The sequence below is a fragment of the Albibacterium profundi genome, assembly GCF_042159835.1.
In the GTDB taxonomy this organism is placed as follows: domain Bacteria; phylum Bacteroidota; class Bacteroidia; order Sphingobacteriales; family Sphingobacteriaceae; genus Albibacterium; species Albibacterium profundi.
This window is the reverse complement of sequence record NZ_JBBVGT010000003.1, coordinates 579,589-599,940: the sequence shown is the minus strand read 5'-3', so window position 1 is coordinate 599,940 and position 20,352 is coordinate 579,589. Positions and strand designations below refer to the sequence as shown.

Below are 20,352 nucleotides of genomic sequence, written 5' to 3'. Positions count from 1 at the left end.
ACCAAGCTTAGATAACTCTAGCTTTGGTATGTAATAACTCAACCAGCTTTTCTGGCTCGTCAGCAGGAATCATGGTAACGGCTCCACGTGGTTCAGGCGTCTCAAATTTTTTGATTGCGGAATTCTCTTCAACGGCGATTGCCTCTACTACATCAAGCGGCTTGCTTCTGGCTGACATAATTCCGCGCATATTGGGTATCCGTGGTTCAGCAACGCCTTCAGAAACACCGATCACAGCTGGCAGAGGAATCGAAAGGATCTCTTTCCCGCCTTCAACTTCGCGATCTACTTCGATTTGTTGATCTTGTAGTTCGACTCTCTTTGCGATAGAAACTGAGGGTATATTGAGCAATTCACCTACCAGACCGGCAACCTGCGTACTATTATAGTCTATAGACTCTCTTCCGGTTAATATTAAGTCAAAATCGTTTTTCTTTGCATAATCCGCTATCTGATGGGCAACAAACCAAGCATCTTTGGGTTGAGCGTCAACTCTAACTGCTTTGTCGGCTCCAATAGCTAGGGCTTTTCTAATGGTGGGGTCGGTTCCTGCATCACCAACATTTATAACGGTTACTTCTGCCTTACCGCCTTCAGCCATCTCAACTGCTTTGGCTAAGGCAATTTCATCATATGGGTTTACAATAAATTGTACCCCTGAAGAATTAAGTTCGGCATTATCATTTGTAAAGGTTATTTTTGTTGTGGTATCTGGAACACTGCTAATACAAACTAATATTTTCATATATATTCCTTTTTTACAAATCTAACAAAAAGTAGCGATTGAACAATGAGTAATAAACGTTTAGAACAATTATTAGGCTTTTTATCGGACGGATCTAAGGACCCTTTTATCAAGTATGCGATAGCTACTGAATATGCAAAAATAGGTGATCATGAAAAAGCATTGAGTTATTATAATGACCTCGTTGATAATGAGCCACTTTATGTTGGCACATACTACCATTTAGGAAAACTCTTAGAGCAGTTGGAACGAAAGGAGGAGGCTGTTTCGATTTACGAAAAGGGGATGTCTGTAGCTACCAAGGTAGGAGACAGACATGCGTTGTCAGAACTGCAGACGGTTTACCGATCGGCTCTTGGAGAATTCGATGATGACGATTATGATGACGACTAAAAAGGATCGTCGTTCATATCATTCAGTCTGGAAGAACGGGTAATAATACCTGAATTGAACTCTTCTGAAGGGGACATGCCCGCAGAAAACGAATCAGGTGAACCGAAGTCATCTTCAAGATCAGTAAACTTCACAAATTTACCTACAAACTTCAGCGGAACGGTTGCTATCTCACCATTTCTGTGCTTGGCGATAATCACCTCACCGACACCAGCGGTACTATTTCCGTTTTCATCTTCTGTGAGCCCGTAATATTCAGGGCGATACAGGAAAAGTACCATATCGGCATCTTGTTCAATCGACCCCGATTCACGTAAATCGGATAACATCGGTCGCTTACTGTTGCCTGGTCGACTTTCAACTGCACGACTCAATTGAGAGAGGGCTATGACTGGTATATTGAGCTCTTTGGCGACCGATTTTAACGCACGAGAGATGCTACCTATTTCTTGCTCACGATTACCACCTTTGCCATCTACTTTTCCATGCATTAACTGCAGGTAATCGACAATAACCATTTGGATATCATATTGAGCTTTCAGTCGCCGGCATTTTGCTCTAAACTCAAATACGTTTAGCGCTGGGGTGTCATCAATTAATAAAGGAGCCTCCGTTAACTTTCCAATTCGAGAATGCAACTGAGTCCATTCATGATCGGCCAAGTTACCTTTTCTTAATTTTTCTTGCTCTATTTCAGTCTCTCCCGATATAAGGCGGTTGACCAACTGTACAGAAGACATTTCAAGTGAAAACACGGCAACTGGTTTATCATATTGAACAGCAGCATTTCTGGCGCAACTCAAAACAAAAGCGGTTTTACCCATGGCGGGTCGCGCAGCGATAATAACTAAATCTGATGGTTGCCATCCCGAAGTAATACGATCGAGCGCCGTAAAACCAGACGGGACGCCAGTTAGTGAGTCGGTCCGATCACGCAATTTTTCGAGTGCATCAACCGCATTACGCATGATGTCGTCAATTTTTTGTGTATCTCGACGTAAGTTATTTTGTGCAATATCGAAAAGAGACTTCTCCGCGCCATCCAGCAATTCGAAGATATCAGATGTTTCATCATACGCTTTTTTTATGGTATCGGATGATATCTGAATCAATTCTCGTTGGATGTACTTTTGCGAAATAATCCGAGCATGGTATTCGATGTTCGCAGCCGATACAACACGATCAGCTAATTGGGTAAGATAATAGGCTCCGCCGACTAGCTCTAAGGCGCCCATTTTGCGTAGTTCAGCAGTAACTGTTAATATATCTATCGGCGAAGACTTCTGGAAAAGATTGGTAATAGCTTCAAAAATCTTACTGTGTGCTTCTGAGTAAAATGTTTCAGGCTTCAGAATATCAATAACAACGGAAAGTGCATCCTTTTCCAACATCAATGCACCTAAAACTGCTTCTTCTAAATCCGTAGCTTGAGGCGGGAGTTTTCCGAGCTCGTGAGCTATTTGCTGGAACCTAGACCGTCGGTCCGAAGTCCCGAATTTATTTGGACGATTAGACGAAGAAGAGAAGTCATTATTTGTACTCATTGATTATTAGACAGCTTAAGATTTACTACTATACTTACTTTGATTATTGGGGTAACAAAGGTATCTAAATTTAATCGAATTGGCGATATCACTTACACACATGTAAAATTATAAATTATTAGAGATATGATTATTGAGTTGGTTTAGGTCGATCTTATCAACAATTTAAGTGCAAAACTTGTTGATATCTTTCGACGGCATTTGAGTATCAGCAACTTGACGCAAGTGTTAATAACTTTCGTTCTGTTAGTATGTCAACATTAATGTCATAATAATTGGCATAGATTTATTGTATGATAATATTATTGATGTAACTTCGTGCAGATTTTTTGTTTAAGCTATGCAACACTATTCAAGACCCCAGAAAAAAGAAACCAATCAACTCGTTTTTGGCATCCGTGCTGTGATCGAGGCTATCGAAAGCGGTAAAGAGCTGGAGTCGCTCTTTATACAGCGAGGTTTAGGAGGCGGGCTAATTACTGAATTGAAGACTTTAGTCAACCAGCATAACATACCCTACCAACAGGTTCCGATTGAGAAACTCAATCGCCTAACAAGAAAAGCACACCAAGGCGTTGTAGCGGTTATTTCGCCAATTGTTTATCAGAACATTGAACATATTATTCCGGATATATATGATAGGGGAGAGACACCGTTAATTCTAATGTTAGACGGCGTGACGGATGTGCGAAACATGGGTGCAATCGCTCGAACAGCCGAATGCGCCGGAGTGCACGCTATTGTTGTCCCTAAAAAAGGTTCCGCAGAAATCAACCCAGATGCGGTAAAGACCTCAGCTGGCGCACTGTTTAATATTCCTGTTTGCAGAGTGGATAGTTTGTATAAAACCGCAAAATTCCTTCAAGAATCAGGCTTGCAAATGGTTTCTTGCACGGAAAAAACTGAAGCTACCATTTATGAACCCGACTATACTGCACCGACCGTGCTTATCTTGGGTTCAGAAGAAGATGGCATCTCAGACGAATTGATCCGGATTTCTGAAAACTTAGCGAAAATACCGCTATTCGGAAACATTGCCTCATTAAATGTGTCTGTGTCTGCCGGTGTTGTTGTTTACGAGGCCATTAGGCAGCGTCGCGGTCAAAGCTAAGCAGCTTTTGCTAAGAGCCTAGCTATTATCCGCGTTGTTCCGTGAAAATGCAAAAAGAACACCTCGATTAGAGGTACCTGCTTCCGTGCTTGGATTTCACATCTGTTAAGATCTGCTTGATGTTCTTTTCCTGATCTCGTGGGATGATCAGCAATACATCTTCAGACTCTACAACAATCATGTCGTTGACTCCTTGTAAAACCACTAACTTATCCTTCTCAGCGCTGACCATACAATTAGAAGTATCGTAAAACATAACATTGTCCTTCGGTATTGCCAGGTTGCCAGAGAAATCTTTTTCGGCAAGGTCATATACCGACCCCCAAGTACCAAGGTCTGACCATCCGAAGGTGACAGGGAGCACGTAAACATTTTCAGCTTTCTCCATCACCGCAAAATCTATAGAAATATTTGGACAACGTTGATACGCCAAGGCTATGAATTGCTTTTCTTTATCGGAGTTTAAATAGTGGGCTCCGTCTGAAAAGATATCGTTTAACTCTTCAACATGGGCATGCAATGCTTGGATAATCGCATTAGCAGACCAAATGAATATTCCGGCATTCCAGAGAAAGTCGCCGCTCTGAATAAACGTTTTGGCTATCTCAAGGTTAGGTTTTTCCGTAAACGTTTTGACTTTCTTTAACTCGGTTTTGGGTGAGCCGTCAATGTATTGTATATACCCATAACCGGTATCCGGCCGCGAGGGACGTATTCCCAATGTTATAAGTCGGTCCTCTTTAGCGGCAGCGTCTATCCCTTTTTTAATAGCCTCATGAAAGTTTGCTTCATCTAAAATCAAATGATCTGACGGAGAAACAACGATTGTAGCGTCTGGGTTTAGGTTTTTTATCTTGTGACATGCATAGGCGATGCAGGGAGCCGTATTACGCATAATAGGCTCCGAAAGAATCCGTTCGTCTGCAACCTGTGGTAATTGTTCTTTTAACAACTCTAAGTGAGACTCGTGGGTTACGATAAATATATTTTCTTCTGGTATGATGGCTTTGAACCGATCAAATGTGGTTTGGATCAACGTCTTTCCGGTTCCAAAAATATCTAAGAATTGTTTTGGGTATATGGTTTTGCTTACTGGCCAAAAACGGCTACCGATTCCGCCAGCCATAATAACCGCAAATATGTCTTTCATTTATAATTAATTATTCGTTATAGATTAAGTCGCGAAACATTAACATTACCAAATGTAATGATTTGATTAGATAATCCCTTCTTTTAGTAGGTCATGAAGATGTATTATTCCGTCATAACCCTGGTTCTTGTTTAAGACGATGATTTGGGTGATATTATTTGTTCGCATTAAATTGAGTGCATTAACGGCTAATTCACCCTTTTGTATTGTAACTGGTCTTCTACCCATAATATCGTTGGCAGTTAAATGCCCGATTTTATCATGTGTCTCGATCATTCGACGGATATCACCATCAGTTATGATACCTAAAACTTCATCATTTTCCATTACAGCGGCAGCACCCAGACGATTTTTGGTAATCTCCAAAATAACGTCTTTAACGGGTGTCGTGGTGGATACGACTGGTTTCTCATTTTGAGCGGATAGGTCACCAACCTTCAAATAAAGTCTTTTTCCGAGCGAGCCACCTGGATGATAACGCGCAAAATCTTTATCTGTAAACTCCCTGCACTCTAAAAGAGCAACAGCTAGGGCATCACCCATAGCTAGTTGGGCAGTTGTGCTGGTTGTCGGTGCCAAATTCAAGGGGCAAGCCTCTTTATCGACACTGGTGTTTAAGATATAGTCTGCTTGTAATGCTAGATAAGATTGGGTATCACCGACGACTGCAACAAGCTTATTTTCGGACTGCTTTAAAAGCGGTACAAGAACTTTGATTTCTGGAGTGTTTCCACTTTTTGAGATTGCAATTACTAAATCATCGGCTTGTAGCATTCCCAGATCGCCGTGAATAGCATCTGCCGCATGCATAAAAATAGAAGGTGTTCCAGTTGAATTAAGGGTCGCTACAATTTTTTGCGCAATTATAGCACTTTTGCCTATTCCGGTAATAATCACGCGGCCTTTTATGCGTAATATCTCTTCGACAACCTTAACGAAGTCATCGTCAATTCGTTCAGTCAATTTTAGTATTGCATCGGCCTCAATTTTAAGTGTAGAAACGGCTATGGATTTTATCTCAGGATTAGTTTTCACAAAATATTTTTTTTATATTTAGTATGGAATTAAGACAAAAATATGTTATTTTGAGTAATCTACGAGAACATATTAGATATTTTCCTTGAGGACAATGCAAATAGAAAAATCATTATTCGATAATCTGCAAATTTTCTTTGGCTTTGATACGTTTAAGGGTGAGCAGGAAGCCATCATAACCAATTTGTTGCAGAAACAGGACACGTTCGTTATTATGCCGACGGGAGGGGGTAAATCTATATGTTACCAATTACCCGCATTGATGAGTGAAGGAACCGCGATCGTTATTTCGCCCTTGATCGCCCTCATGAAAAATCAGGTTGATCAATTGCGCGCTTTCGGAGGCTCGGATAGCATCGCACATTTTCTTAACTCATCTTTAAATAAAAGTGAAGTAGCCAAAGTAAAAAAAGATGTTTTGAACGGAGACACAAAACTGCTTTATGTTGCTCCAGAATCTTTGGCGAAAACGGAAAATATTGAATTTTTAAAATACATTACGGTATCCTTTGTTGCCGTTGATGAGGCTCACTGTATTTCCGAATGGGGGCATGATTTCCGTCCTGAATATCGCCGGATTCGGCAAGTAATCAATAGTATTGGCGAGAATATTCCTATCATAGCGCTGACGGCTACGGCTACCCCAAAAGTTCAGTCGGACATACGGAAGAACCTTCAAATGGTCGACGCAACGCTATTTAAATCATCTTTTAATCGACCGAACCTCTATTATGAAGTGCGACCGAAAATTAATGTTGTTAAGGAAATCGTTCGATTTATAAAAAACAATTCGGGGAAGTCGGGGATTATCTACTGCCTTAGCCGTAAAAAGGTTGAGGAAATTGCCGAGATACTGAAAATCAATGGGATCAAAGCTCTACCGTATCATGCGGGATTAGACGCAAGGAAGCGTGCGGAAACTCAAGATATGTTCCTGATGGAAGGTGTTGATGTGATTGTTGCGACTATTGCATTCGGAATGGGAATTGATAAACCAGATGTCCGTTATGTGATTCATCACGATATCCCAAAGAGTATGGAGGGCTATTATCAGGAAACCGGTCGTGCTGGACGTGATGGAGGTGAGGGGAGATGTATTGCATTCTATTCCGAAAAGGATATCGAGAAGCTTACCAAATTCATGAAAGACAAGCCCGTTTCAGAACGTGAAATTGGCACACAAATATTGAAAGAGGTGATCGATTATTCAGAATCTGCCGTGTGCCGACGGAAGCAGATCCTACATTATTTTGGGGAAAACTTTGATGCTACCGGCTGTAATTGCATGTGCGACAACTGCAATTCGGAATTTAGCAATTTCGATGCAGAAGAACCTTTGGTAAACGTTCTACAATTCATTAAGGATGAGGGCGATAAATTTGACGACCATCACATCATAAACGTTATGATGGGGCAAAACAATCAGCCTATATCATCGTACAAACACGATACACATCCACTGTTTGGAATAGGGAAAGAAAAGGGAATCGACTACTGGAAATCTTTTTTTCGCCAAGCCGTGCTTGAAAACTTCCTTTCAAAGGATATTGACAATTATGGTTTGCTCCAACTAACACAAAAAGGCGAAGCTTACTTATCCAACCCGTACGCCATTAAATTTATTTTAAACAGACCAATGGATAAGGCTAGTGAGGAAGGAGAAACGCAAGCAAATACAACAGGAGGGAGTGCGGTAGACGGTACGTTACTAAAACTACTTGATAACCTTCGTAAGAAAATAGCAAAACAGAAGAGTCTTCCTCCGTTTGTTATATTCCAGGATCCTTCACTGGAAGAAATGTGTATACACTATCCGGTAACGCTAGATGAGTTGAAACAAATACACGGGGTAGGGTCAGGTAAAGCGATGAAGTTTGGAAGTCAGTTTGTTTCCTTAATTAAGGACTATGTGGAGGAAAACGAAATTGAGCGGCCGGTAGATTTGATTATCAAGGGTACTGCTAATAAATCGGCTCTTAAGGTTTCAATAATCCAAAACATTGATAGAAAAATTGGCTTGGACGATATAGCATCGTCTAAAGGCATTACATACGAAGAAATTCTAAAGGAGGTAGAGTCGATTGTTTATTCAGGAACGAAATTGAATATCAACTACTTTATCGATGAAATGTTAGATGAGGATCGTCAGGATGAGGTATTCGATTATTTCAAAGAAGCGGATAGTGATTCGATAGACGAGGCTTTAAAAGAATTAGGAAGCGATGATTATACTTTTGAGGATATACAACTTATGAGAATTAAGTTTATGTCTGAAATGGGAAATTAATTTTATAGATACCAGAAATACACAATGAAAATCAACCCGTTAACCGATATAAAGAATGCGGATTCATCGAATTTTTTCTTGATGGCAGGCCCTTGTGCAATAGAGGGCGAAACGATGGCTTTACAGATTGCAGAAAAGATTGTAGCCATAACAGACAAATTAAATATCCCATATATTTTTAAGGGTTCATATCGTAAAGCTAATCGCTCGCGATTAGATTCTTTTACGGGAATCGGCGATGAAAAAGCGCTCAAAATACTAAATAAAGTTGGCCAGACATTCGGTATTCCCACTGTAACGGATATCCATGAAAGCGGAGAGGCGAGTATTGCAGCGGAATATGTAGATGTTCTACAAATTCCAGCTTTTTTATGTCGACAAACAAACTTGCTGGTAGCAGCAGCAGAGACTGGAAAAGTTATCAATATTAAAAAGGGACAATTTTTATCTGCGAGCTCAATGAGCTTTGCAGTTGACAAAGTAAAAGAGTCTGGTAACGATCAAGTTATACTTACAGATCGAGGAAACACCTTCGGGTATCAGGATTTAATTGTCGACTATCGAAACATTCCAGAGATGCAGTCGTTTGGAGTGCCTGTGGTTATGGACTGTACACATTCACTGCAGCAGCCGAACCAAACGAGCGGCGTCACAGGCGGAAAGCCTCAACTAATTGAAACCATCTCAAAAGCGGCCATAGCCGTGGGCGCAGACGGTCTGTTTATCGAAACTCATCCAGATCCAGCCACGGCAAAGTCAGATGGAGCAAATATGCTAAACTTAGACTTACTAGAAGACTTGTTGGCAAAACTAGTACGCATACGAGAAGCCACATTGTAAAACACACCGCCAAGGTAAGGGATGTTTTGTTCACTGCATACTATTTAACATAATATAGATTATAAAAAAATATAATATTCACGTTGTCGGATCGCAATCTGAATGTTTGTTATATATATGTTAACAAAACAATGATTCTATTAACATAATTTGATTAACACCTAATAAAACTTGCAATTTACACAGGAAATGACTATAATTGCTGGAATATTTAAGCAAACAAAACAACATGTCGAAAACTTTTAACGCATTTCTTAAGAATATTAAAGTAAAAAATCCAAACGAGCCAGAATTCATTCAAGCAATAACAGAGGTTGCAGAAGATATAATTCCATTTATGGAAGAAAGCTGCCCAGAATATATAGATTCTAAAGTATTGGAGCGTTTAAGCGAACCAGAGCGTGTTGTAAGTTTTCGTGTGTGCTGGGTTGATGATAAAGGCCATGTACAAATTAATCGAGGTTACAGAGTCCAAATGAACAGTCTAATTGGCCCTTATAAAGGCGGACTGCGATTTTCACCGTCCGTAAACCTCAGTGTTTTAAAATTCTTAGCTTTTGAACAGATTTTCAAAAACAGTTTAACAGGGTTGCCTCTAGGTGGCGGTAAAGGCGGTGCTGACTTTGATCCGAGAAATAAATCGGATAATGAAATCATGCGCTTCTGCCAAAGTTTTATGACTGAACTATCGAAGCATATTGGTCCTAACATAGACGTTCCAGCTGGCGATATTGGCGTTGGAGAACGTGAGATCGGTTTCTTATTTGGGCAATATAAAAGAATTAAAAATGAATTTACCGGTATCTTGACAGGAAAAGGTCAACATTTTGGCGGGAGCCTGATCAGACCCGAAGCTACAGGCTACGGGCTGTTGTACTTTGTTGAGAAAATGCTCTATGAAAAGAATCTATCTTTAAAGGGAAAAACCATAACCGTTTCCGGCAGTGGAAATGTCGCACAATACGCAGCGATAAAAGCGATCCATATGGGTGCAAAAGTAATCACTGTATCTAATAGCGATGGTGTACTTTACGATAAGGACGGGTTTACAATTGACAAAATCCATTTTATTGCTAAACTGAAAGCCAAGGGTTCACGAGATTTTAAAGAATATACTAAATTGTATAACTCAACCTTTACAGCAGGAAAGAAGCCGTGGATTTATCCTTGTGACATTGCCCTCCCATGTGCAACTGAAAATGAACTAGATGTTTCTGACGCCAAATTTTTGATAAAAAGTGGTTGTTTTTGTATTGCAGAAGGTGCAAATATGCCATGCACTGCAGACGCATTAAAAGTTATTCAAAAGTCGTCGATCGCTTATGCACCCGGAAAAGCTGCTAATGCTGGCGGAGTTGCTGTCTCAGGGCTAGAAATGTCACAAAACAGAATTGGCCAGTGTTGGTCTGAAGAAAAAGTTGACAATAAGCTGAAGCACATTATGCATCAAATCCATGATACTTGTATCCATTATGGAAAAGAAGAAAGTGGAAAAGTTAACTATTTAAAAGGTGCAAATATCGGCGGATTTATCAAGGTTGCAGAAGCTATGATAGCTCAGGGTATCGTATAACTATATTATTATATTGCGAAAATGAGAACTATAGCTGAACTCCCCCACCCAGATTGTAAAATCACCATCTTTTCGATGAATCAAAAATTCATTGTGAAATTCGAACAAGGTGCACTGGAACAAACCTATAAGATTTCCGAATTAGATGTTACAGGAGGTGTTGATGGAGTTTTTCAATTAATTGACGATGAATTTATAAAAGCAGTACTAAACCTGTTTAAGGATATGAATAAAGAATTCACCCAGACATACAACAGGCACGAATACTAGACGCTACAGCTCTCTAAAACATCCGCGCTGAAAAACAGATGATTTACTTGTTTACATTAGTAGTCTTAAACAACTGACCATAAGCACAATAAAACAGTAGACAAAATTTAATGTTGGCTTTCTGTCCTACATACATGGAAAATGACAGAAGAATGCATAAATCAATACTTAATATTGATTATATAAAATCCTGATTTACAGACAATAAAAATCCCCACAAAATTAAATTTTGTAGGGATTTTTGAATCGAAACGGTTCTACTATCTTTTAAGGTTTCGCTATAGCAAGCTTAGGTACATATGATTTTAATAACTCAAACCCACCAAACATTACACCGCTATACAAAAGGGTTCCTCCTAGGAAGTTCTTTTCAAACGGAATCGCTAATACCAAACAATGAATAAATCCTGAAAGATTCTGTTCGTAAACTGGATTATGTAGCCAGACACCAATGTCAGCAACAACCCAATGAATTAAAACAGCTGCGAAAGCAGATAACAAAATAGGCAGAGGTTTCACAATTTTAATTGCTTTACCTAACAACACGATTAAAGCAAAACTAAGATAAACCCAAAAAATACCCTCGTAATACAAAGTAAATTCTCCGAAATACGCATAATTCAGGATCACATCTGATGCGAATAATACTGCTAAGGGTATTAGGAATGCTTTCCACTTGCTTTTAAGGTAAACCCCACCAAATAAAGCGATGGCACCTACTGGAGTGAAGTTAGCCCAGCTACCAAAACTTTCAGGACTCATTCCACGTAACGCTGCAAAAACAAGAATCACAGCTACTATTGCCCATGTCCGGACGTTGATTTTTTCGATTGACATAATTTATAATATTGAACAGGTAAAGATAAAAAATATAACGATAGACAACAATTCGAATAAAGAATATCCAAACAAATTGCCCCTAAATCTTATCTTTGTTCGCATGATTCAAATTTTTACTGACGGAGCATCAAGTGGCAATCCTGGTCCAGGTGGATATGGTGTTATTTTAAGGAAAGGCTCGCACTACAAAGAGCTTTCAGGCGGATTTAGAAAGACAACTAACAATCGAATGGAACTTTTGGCTGTGATCACCGGTCTAGAAGCAATAAAGAACTTAAATCAGGACGTAACGATTTATTCTGACTCTAAATACATCATTGATAGTGTAGAAAAAAAATGGTTAGATAGCTGGATCAGAAAGGGATTTGTTGGAAAAAAGAATAAGGATTTATGGATGAGATTCCATTCAATCTACACACAACACACCGTTCGTTTTATATGGGTAAAAGGCCACGCCGGCCATCCTGAAAACGAACGGTGTGATACCTTGGCTGTGGAAGCTTCGAAAGATAAAAACAACTGGAAAATTGACTCTGTCTTTGAAGCCGAACATGCCAAGATACTTTAAGCCCCCCCAAACATGTTCTCGATGTTCAAGATATAAAGCACTTTATTAATTTCGTTCTCCGCTATAGACATAACGAATCTCGTTACGCAGATTGTAGCCAGATGACATCACTTCTCCATAAGCACCAGCAGAACGGATTGCAATAAGATCACCACGTTTTGCTTCGCGCAATGACACTTCCTTAGCAAAACAATCTGAACTTTCACATATGGGTCCTACAACATCATAGTTAAAGGTTTCGCTGCTTTCATCAGAATTCGATAATTGTTGAACTTTGTGGTATGCCTGGTAAAGTGCCGGTCGCATTAATTCGGTCATTCCGGCATCCAGTATAATGAAATTCTTTTTGATTCCTTTTTTCACATACAAGACTCGACTGATTAAACTACCACTTTGAGCAACGACCGCCCGCCCGAGTTCAAAATGAACCTCTTGGTTGAGTTTTCTTTCCAAGAATTGATCAAATGTTTTAAAATAGGATTCAAAATCAGGAATATCGTTCTCGTCCGGATTGTGGTAGTCAACCCCTAGCCCCCCTCCTACATTTAAAACCTGTAAATAGTGTCCTCTTTCTTCAAACCAGTTGTTCAGCTCATTTACTTTAACACACAGACTCTTAAATACATTAAGATCCGTGATTTGCGAGCCTACATGAAAATGAATTCCAATTAATTTTACAGAGGACAGTTTTTTCAAAGTATTAATGCAGTCTTCAAGCTCCCACGACTTTATGCCAAATTTATTCTCATCTAGTCCGGTTGTGATGTAATGATGAGTTTGTGCATCCACATTTGGGTTGATTCGCAGGGCAACACGAGCTACTTTGTTTTTCTCAGCGGCTAATTCGTTAATAACTTCTAGCTCCTGAATAGACTCTACATTAAATGAGAAAATATTATTTTCTAGTGCTATATTAATTTCCTTATCCGATTTTCCTACCCCTGCAAAAACAATTTTATCGGCATCAAAACCCATCTCCAGTGCCTTTAATACCTCGTTCCCACTCACACAGTCGGCGCCTAATCCATTTTCTTGAATCAATCGTAATAGTCGATCATTGAAATTGGCCTTTAAAGCATAATGCACATGAAAATTATATTTAGTCGCCTCAAGGTCAATAGACTTTAAAGTTCTTTTTAATAAATCAAGATCATAATAATAGAATGGCGTCTCCTCTCTCTCAAACTCTCTAATCAGCTCTATGTCAAACATATAATATATTGTCCAGTATTTCTAAAATAAACGATTGTGTAATGATTTCAGTGCTTCCAACTTGTCTTCCGTCTTTAAAAGCAAAGAAATGTTATAATCACTTCCACCATAGGATATCATACGAACAGATAGGTGCTTAACAGCATCAAGCACTCGAGATGCATAGCCATGAGTTTCAAGGCTAAAATCGCCCACAACACAAATAATAGTTTGATCAAAATCAATATCCACCCTACCAAAATCTTTCAGTTCATTCTTGATTTCTTCCAAATATTTAGGTTGATCAATTGTAAGCGATATTGCTACCTCCGAGGTAGTAATCATATCAATTGGCGTCTTATAGCGTTCAAAGACCTCAAACACCTTCCGCAAAAAACCATAGGCTAGCAGCATTCTAGAGGAATGTATCCTGATAGCGGTAATGTTATCTTTTGCTGCAATTGCCCGGACACCAGATTTGATTGCTCCTTCAGAACTAATTTCAGTTCCCGACGCCATAGGATCCATCGTATTCAGTAGCTTCACAGGAACGTTGTATCGCTGCGCAGGAAAAACACTCTGCGGATGCAATATCTTGGCACCGAAGTACGCCAATTCAGCGGCTTCATTAAAAGATAGATGTGCAATCGGTTTGGTGCCAGAAACTAATCTCGGATCATTGTTGTGCATACCATCAATGTCCGTCCATATTTGAATTTCTTCTGCTTGAATAGCGGAGCCAATTAGAGAAGCTGTATAGTCGCTCCCTCCTCTTCTGAGATTATCTATTTCGCCAAATGAATTCCGACAGATGAACCCTTGAGTGATGAACAAATTGCAATCCGGTTCCTTTTCGAGTAAAGCATTTAAGTTGGTCCGAATATGATCAATCACAGGCTCGTTGTCGTCGTCAATCTTCATGAAGTCTAACGCTGGCAAAAGTGCAGATTTAATCCCTTGTTCATTCAAATAAAAATGAAACAAGGTAGTAGATAATAACTCACCTTGGGCAAGTATTATTTTATCCTCAATGGGAGTATAAAGCTTGCCGTTAAACGAGTTAATAAGTCTAAAATGATAGTCTACCAGTTCAGTTCCGTTTCTCAAACCCTCTTCCGTCGAAAAAAGTTCTTCAAGATAAAGATCGTACGTTTTTCGAAGGGTCTTTATTTGTTGGTCAGCATCTTCTTTTCTACCTTGTTGAAACGCTTCTCCGATGGACACCAGCGCATTTGTCGTTCCTGATACTGCAGACAGTACGATAATCTGTCTATTATTTCTTTTCGCAATATCATAGAGCGATTTCATTCTTTCGGCACTGCCTACTGACGTACCTCCAAACTTCAATATTTTCATTAATATACTTCTATTAGCGTATCATCTTATTGAGAAACGGCAAGCTCTTGGATAATCAACGTAGCCAGCTCTTCTCCTACTCTTTTCTGTGCCTCGTTTGTCGCAGCGCCAATATGTGGAGATAAAGAGACTCTTGGATGTCTCAACAACGAAGTTTTTGGTGTGGGTTCGTTGTCAAAAACGTCAAGCCCCGCAAAAGCTATTTTCCCATTGTTCAAGTGCTCTAGAAGCGCGTCCTCATCAATCACCCCACCCCTAGAAGCATTTACAATTCCTGCTCCGTCTTTCATCTTTGCAAATTCTTCATTACCGATTAACGCTTTTCCAAGGAAAGGTACGTGAAGACTAATAAAATCAGCAGATCCTAATAACTCATCAAAACCTATTTGAGTAACTTCAAAATCCAATGTCTGACCCTCGAAGAAAGAAAGAGTAACTTTCGTATCAATTGGATGGGTATCGCAGACAACAACTCGCATTCCTAAACTCAAACCTATTTTCGCAGTTTCCCGTCCGATTCGGCCGAAACCGATGACACCTAAGGTCTTTCCACGAAGCTCGCTTCCTTTAGCATAAGCTTTCTTTAATCCAGCAAAATTAGACTCGCCTTCTGTCGCCATCTTCCTTTGCGCATCATAAAGAAAACGGACACCGCTAAAAAAGTGGCCAAACACCAATTCGGCTACAGAAATAGATGATGCCGACGGCGTATTGATAACAGCAATACCTTTTCCGCGTGCATATTCCACATCGATATTATCCATACCAACACCGCCGCGAGCGATAATTTTTAGGTTCGGACAGGCATCAATTAAGTCCTTTCTGATTTTAGTTGCACTTCGTACCGTTACTACATCGTATTCTGGCAATCTTGAAATTAATTCCTCTTGTGGTATATGGACAGTATCGACCTGAAAACCAGCTTTTTCAAGCATTTCTTTTCCCAGATTATCAATACCGTCATTTGCTAATATTCTCATTGTATTTTATGTTATTTTTTTACTTTTTCTTCAAACTCTTGCATTACGTCGACCAATAAATGCACGCTTGACAGCGGCAATGCATTGTAAAGGGATGCTCTAAAACCGCCAACACTCCTATGGCCTTTTAATGCAACTAGATCTCTTTCAGTAGCTAATGCCAAGAATTCGCTCTCTAAACTAGGATCTTCCATTGTAAAAGCAACGTTCATTCGGGACCGGTCCTCTAGATCTGCAGGTCCTTTGAATAAAGGATTGCGGTCAATTTCTTCATAGAGCTTTCTAGCCTTGGCTATATTCTCACGTTCAATTTCCTCAATGCCTCCCTTTAATCTCAACCACCGTAAATTCAACATTGCCACATAGATAGAAAATACCGGAGGCGTATTATACATCGATTTAGCCTTTATATGTGATTGATAATCAAATATTGCAGGCAATGTTCTACCAGTGTTTCCTAGTAAATCATTATTGACAATGACAATGGTTAACCCTGCCGGGCCGATGTTCTTTTGCGCCCCCGCGTAGATTAATCCATATTGAGATACATCGATCTTTCTGCTCAAGATATCGGAGGACATATCACAAACAACCGGGATTGGGGAATTAGGAACATCAAAAAGCTCCGTTCCAAAAATGGTATTATTAGAGGTATAGTGAAAAAAAGCTGCATCATTTGGAATGTGGTATGTTTTGGGAATACTTGTATAGTTGTTATCTTTCCCTGAGGCAACCACCTCCACATCTCCGATGTTACGAGCTTCTTTAATAGCATTTGAAGCCCAACTGCCCGTATCAAGATAAGCCATTCGTTCACCTTCCCGAGTTAGGTTCATCGGAACCATCGCAAACTGCTGACGCGCTCCACCTTGTAAAAAAAGAATTGAATAATTACTAGGTACAGACAAAAGATCCCTGATCAGAGACTCCGTTTCAAAAACAACAGCTTCAAATTCCTTTGAACGGTGTGAAATCTCCAAAATAGATAATCCAGTATCGTTGAAATTAATAACAGCTTCTGAAGCCTGCTTAAAAACTTCCTGAGGCAAGATACAGGGTCCGGCACCAAAATTATGTTTCATATGTATATGAGGTTAAATAAAATTTTTGATAAAAATAAATATTTATTTTCATCTTTTCATTATAAGTGCAGTAAAATTGCGAATGTAATCACAATTTAAATGTAATGATGAAAAAATTCAATAAAAAAAGCGGAGAATTAATTCTCCGCTTCATCTGTATTCTTTATTAGAAAATATCAAACGGAGATACTATCCAGGGATACCTTCTTCATTTCTTCTATTGTCTTCTCCGGCTCATCCGAAGCAAAAACAGCATTTCCAGCAACCAATACATCGACACCAGCTTTCAGTAGAGCAAGAACATTGTGCTGATTAACACCGCCATCAACTTCAATTAATAGATTTTCATTTCTTTCACTAGCCAATAATCGGAGTTGACGTATCTTTTGATAGGTATTCTCTATAAACTTCTGACCGCCAAAACCAGGATTAACAGACATGATTAGCACCAAGTCTAAATCTTCTATAATCTCCGTTAAGACCGACACCGGCGTATGTGGGTTTAATGCTACGCCAGCTTTACAACCCAAACCTTTTATAGCTTGAACTGTCCTGTGAAGATGTGTACAGGCCTCATAATGAACCGTAATAACCTCAGCACCTGCATCTTTAAACTGCTGTAAATAGCGGTCCGGATCCACAATCATCAGATGTACATCTAGCGGCTTGCTGGCATAATGATTAATTGAAGCCAATACAGGAAAACCAAAGGAGATATTCGGTACAAATACACCGTCCATGATATCGATATGGAACCAATCAGCTTTACTGCGATTGATCATATCGATATCTTCTTTTAGATTAGCAAAATCTGCTGATAATACAGAAGGAGCAATCAGATGTTTCATTTTGATTCGTTTTTTTCTGGTCTTGGAAGTAATACTTTTCTAGATAATTTTAATTTACCTTGTTTGTCGATATCTAGCAATTTTACTTTCACTATATCTCCAACTTCAAATATACCATCCATAGTTTCAAAACGCTTCCAGTCAATTTCAGAAATATGGAGTAAACCATCTTTACCAGGCATGATTTCAATAAATGCACCAAAAGGCATAATGGTTTTCACTTTACCTTCGTAAACTTCGCCCACCTCTGGTTTCGCAACTATATTCTTAATACGTCCAACTGCATCATCAATAGCTTGCTTGTTATCTGCAAAAACTTGAACAACACCTTTGTTATCTACTTCTTCAATTGAAATAGTTGCACCGGTTTCACGTTGCATCTCTTGGATAATCTTACCACCCGGCCCAATCACAGCACCAATAAACTCTTTATCGATTGAGAAGCTAACAATTCGCGGAGCGTGTGGTTTATAATCCTCGCGAGGTGCATCTATTGTTTTTAACATCTCTCCTAAAATATGTAGACGCGCTTCTTTCGATTGATTTAAAGCTTCCGTTAGAACTTCCCATTTTAAGCCATTGATTTTTAGGTCCATCTGACAAGCAACAATACCTTTTTCAGTACCCGTCACTTTAAAATCCATATCACCTAAATGATCCTCATCACCTAAAATGTCACTCAATACAGCATATTTGCCAGTTTCCTCATCCATGATCAATCCCATTGCTATACCGGATACAGGAGAACTAATTTTAATCCCAGCGTCCATTAGAGCGAGTGAACCTGCACAAACAGTAGCCATCGAAGATGAACCATTTGATTCAAGAATGTCAGAAACTACACGAATTGTGTAGGGATTATCATCCCCCCCAGGTAATACTTTTTTCAACGAACGCATAGCAAGGTTACCGTGTCCTACCTCTCTACGTCCTGGACCTCTGTTCGGTCTAACTTCACCCACCGAGAATGCCGGGAAGTTATAGTGCAGCATAAATTTGTTATATCCGTGGATGAACGCACCATCTATAATTTGCTCATCGTCCTTCGCGCCTAAAGTAACAGAAGTAAGTGATTGAGTCTCCCCTCTTGTAAATACAGCGGACCCATGTGCTGCAGGAAGATAATCTACTTCGCTCCATATTGGTCTCACGGTACGGGTGTTTCTACCATCCAAACGAATACCTTCGTTTAACACTAAATTCCTGACAGCGTCCGACTGAACGTCGTGGAAATATTTTTTAGTTAAGAAAATCGTATCATCGTCCATTTCCTCATCTGTAAGGAACTCGGCTTCAATTTCTTTGAACTTAGAAGAACGTTCTTTTTTCGACAAACCTGACTTAGCAACTTCATATACACGATCATAGGCTGCTGCATAAATAGTTTCGCGTAGCTCAGGGTTCGATGGTTCATGAGAATATTCTCTCTTCACCTTCTTGCCAACTAGTTCAGCGAGTTCGTTTTGAGCCTGAACTTGAACTTTGATTGCTTTGTGAGCAAACTCTATTGCCTCGAGCATTTCTTCTTCTGAAATCTCATTAGCCTCTCCTTCAACCATGCCAATATCATCCGCAGAACCCGCCACAATGAACTCCAGTGTGGAGCGTTCTAAGTCGGCAACTGTAGGGTTAATAACCAATTGGCCATCAATCTTTGCTACACGAACCTCAGATATTGGGCCATTAAAAGGTATATCGGAAACCGATAGCGCAGCTGATGCAGCTAAACCTGCTAACGCATCAGGCATAATATTTTTATCAGCAGATATCAAACTGATCATTACTTGCGTATCAGCGTGATAGTCTTCTGGGAACAATGGACGCAATGCTCTATCTACTAATCGTGATATTAATACTTCATAGTCTGATAAACGGGCTTCACGGCGCAAGAACCCTCCCGGAATGCGACCAGTTGATGCATATTTCTCTTGATAATCAACCGAAAGAGGTAAAAAATCGGTTCCTGGTTTCGCTTCTTTTGCCGATACTACAGTTGCCAAAAGCATGGTATCACCTTGTTTTACCACTACGGAACCATCAGCTTGTTTTGCCATCTTTCCGGTGGAGATTTCAACCAGGCGACCGTCGCCTAAATCGAATGATGTTTTAATTTCTGTGTAACTCATTTTGTCTCAATAAATACGGTTTCATCTTTCTGCCGTATCAGTCTAATATATAAATTTTACTATTTTTAAAAATAAAAAGCCATCTCCGATTTGGGATGGCTTTCTCAAAATTTCACTGATTTCTATTTGATAATATCTCTCAGTTTTAAGGCTTTGATAATCGCACGATACCTTTCAATATCTTTTTTATAAAGATACGCTAATAAAGAACGACGTTTACCAACCAATCTTTGAAGTGCTAACTGAGTAGAAAAATCTTTTCTGTTTTTCTTTAAATGCTCAGTTAAATGAGCAATACGATGAGTGAACAAGGCAACTTGGCCTTCCGCAGATCCCGTATTGGTTTCTGATTCAGCGAATTTTTTAAAAATATCCGCTTTGTACTCTTTACTTAAATACATTACCTGAATAAT

Annotated in this window: 19 protein-coding genes; 7 read left to right on the top strand and 12 right to left on the bottom strand. The window is 39.5% G+C overall.

Annotated features, from left to right (window positions below):
- Window positions 1-7 precede the first annotated feature (7 nt).
- A complete protein-coding gene (locus WKR92_RS14010) occupies window positions 8-745 on the bottom strand; it encodes an electron transfer flavoprotein subunit beta/FixA family protein (protein ID WP_375558465.1) in 738 nt (245 codons plus the stop codon).
- Between the two features lie 45 nt (window positions 746-790).
- On the opposite strand from WKR92_RS14010, the gene WKR92_RS14005 reads away from it, so the two are divergent.
- Complete coding sequence (locus WKR92_RS14005) at window positions 791-1,138, top strand: tetratricopeptide repeat protein (RefSeq protein ID WP_375558464.1); 348 nt, start codon at window positions 791-793, stop codon at window positions 1,136-1,138.
- Here the strand turns inward: WKR92_RS14005 and dnaB are convergent.
- A complete protein-coding gene (gene dnaB / locus WKR92_RS14000) occupies window positions 1,135-2,682 on the bottom strand; it encodes a replicative DNA helicase (RefSeq protein WP_375558463.1) in 1,548 nt (515 codons plus the stop codon). The genes WKR92_RS14005 and dnaB overlap by 4 nt on opposite strands.
- Window positions 2,683-3,022: 340 nt before the next feature.
- Between dnaB and rlmB the strand changes: the two genes are divergently transcribed.
- Window positions 3,023-3,793 (top strand): 23S rRNA (guanosine(2251)-2'-O)-methyltransferase RlmB, encoded by a 771-nt coding sequence (gene rlmB / locus WKR92_RS13995; protein WP_375558462.1) that lies wholly within the window; start codon window positions 3,023-3,025, stop codon window positions 3,791-3,793.
- Between the two features lie 67 nt (window positions 3,794-3,860).
- On the opposite strand, the gene WKR92_RS13990 is transcribed toward rlmB, so the two are convergent.
- Entirely contained in the window at window positions 3,861-4,943 is a 1,083-nt protein-coding gene (locus WKR92_RS13990; RefSeq protein ID WP_375558461.1) for a mannose-1-phosphate guanylyltransferase, read from the bottom strand.
- 66 nt (window positions 4,944-5,009) lie between these two features.
- Window positions 5,010-5,978 (bottom strand): KpsF/GutQ family sugar-phosphate isomerase, encoded by a 969-nt coding sequence (locus WKR92_RS13985; protein ID WP_375558460.1) that lies wholly within the window; start codon window positions 5,976-5,978, stop codon window positions 5,010-5,012.
- 94 nt (window positions 5,979-6,072) lie between these two features.
- Between WKR92_RS13985 and recQ the strand changes: the two genes are divergently transcribed.
- The 4 genes from recQ (at window position 6,073) to WKR92_RS13965 (ending at window position 10,948) form a co-directional block, all read left to right on the top strand.
- A complete protein-coding gene (recQ, locus tag WKR92_RS13980) occupies window positions 6,073-8,265 on the top strand; it encodes a DNA helicase RecQ (protein WP_375558459.1) in 2,193 nt (730 codons plus the stop codon).
- Window positions 8,266-8,289: 24 nt separating this feature from the next.
- A complete protein-coding gene (gene kdsA, locus WKR92_RS13975) occupies window positions 8,290-9,105 on the top strand; it encodes a 3-deoxy-8-phosphooctulonate synthase (RefSeq protein ID WP_375558458.1) in 816 nt (271 codons plus the stop codon).
- 229 nt (window positions 9,106-9,334) lie between these two features.
- Entirely contained in the window at window positions 9,335-10,678 is a 1,344-nt protein-coding gene (gene gdhA / locus WKR92_RS13970; protein ID WP_375558457.1) for an NADP-specific glutamate dehydrogenase, read from the top strand.
- A gap of 21 nt (window positions 10,679-10,699) precedes the next feature.
- Window positions 10,700-10,948 carry a hypothetical protein gene (locus tag WKR92_RS13965; RefSeq protein ID WP_375558456.1) on the top strand — a complete coding sequence of 83 codons (249 nt, stop codon included), beginning with the start codon at window positions 10,700-10,702 and terminating at the stop codon, window positions 10,946-10,948.
- Window positions 10,949-11,215: 267 nt separating this feature from the next.
- Here the strand turns inward: WKR92_RS13965 and WKR92_RS13960 are convergent, their stop codons facing one another.
- On the bottom strand, window positions 11,216-11,785 hold the full coding sequence (locus WKR92_RS13960; protein WP_375558455.1) for a DUF6580 family putative transport protein: 570 nt from the start codon (window positions 11,783-11,785) through the stop codon (window positions 11,216-11,218).
- 103 nt (window positions 11,786-11,888) lie between these two features.
- On the opposite strand from WKR92_RS13960, the gene rnhA reads away from it, so the two are divergent.
- On the top strand, window positions 11,889-12,356 hold the full coding sequence (rnhA, locus tag WKR92_RS13955) for a ribonuclease HI (protein ID WP_375558454.1): 468 nt from the start codon (window positions 11,889-11,891) through the stop codon (window positions 12,354-12,356).
- 45 nt (window positions 12,357-12,401) lie between these two features.
- Here rnhA and lysA read toward each other — a convergent pair whose 3' ends face one another.
- The 7 genes from lysA to rpsO all read right to left on the bottom strand — a co-directional run bounded on the left by lysA (window position 12,402) and on the right by rpsO (window position 20,340).
- Window positions 12,402-13,568 (bottom strand): diaminopimelate decarboxylase, encoded by a 1,167-nt coding sequence (lysA, locus tag WKR92_RS13950; RefSeq protein WP_375558453.1) that lies wholly within the window; start codon window positions 13,566-13,568, stop codon window positions 12,402-12,404.
- 21 nt (window positions 13,569-13,589) lie between these two features.
- A complete protein-coding gene (locus tag WKR92_RS13945; RefSeq protein ID WP_375558452.1) occupies window positions 13,590-14,903 on the bottom strand; it encodes an aspartate kinase in 1,314 nt (437 codons plus the stop codon).
- Window positions 14,904-14,929: 26 nt separating this feature from the next.
- On the bottom strand, window positions 14,930-15,883 hold the full coding sequence (locus WKR92_RS13940; RefSeq protein ID WP_375558451.1) for a D-2-hydroxyacid dehydrogenase: 954 nt from the start codon (window positions 15,881-15,883) through the stop codon (window positions 14,930-14,932).
- Window positions 15,884-15,894: 11 nt separating this feature from the next.
- Window positions 15,895-16,965, bottom strand: coding sequence for a 3-phosphoserine/phosphohydroxythreonine transaminase (gene serC / locus WKR92_RS13935; protein ID WP_375558450.1), 1,071 nt, complete (start codon window positions 16,963-16,965; stop codon window positions 15,895-15,897).
- 176 nt (window positions 16,966-17,141) lie between these two features.
- The gene (gene rpe, locus WKR92_RS13930; protein WP_375558449.1) at window positions 17,142-17,813 is read right to left on the bottom strand and encodes a ribulose-phosphate 3-epimerase; all 672 of its coding nucleotides are present in this window, start codon (window positions 17,811-17,813) and stop codon (window positions 17,142-17,144) included.
- Entirely contained in the window at window positions 17,810-19,939 is a 2,130-nt protein-coding gene (locus tag WKR92_RS13925) for a polyribonucleotide nucleotidyltransferase (RefSeq protein WP_375558448.1), read from the bottom strand. Before WKR92_RS13925 ends, rpe begins: the two co-directional genes overlap by 4 nt.
- 122 nt (window positions 19,940-20,061) lie before the next feature.
- Complete coding sequence (gene rpsO / locus WKR92_RS13920; RefSeq protein ID WP_375558447.1) at window positions 20,062-20,340, bottom strand: 30S ribosomal protein S15; 279 nt, start codon at window positions 20,338-20,340, stop codon at window positions 20,062-20,064.
- Window positions 20,341-20,352: the final 12 nt, after the last annotated feature.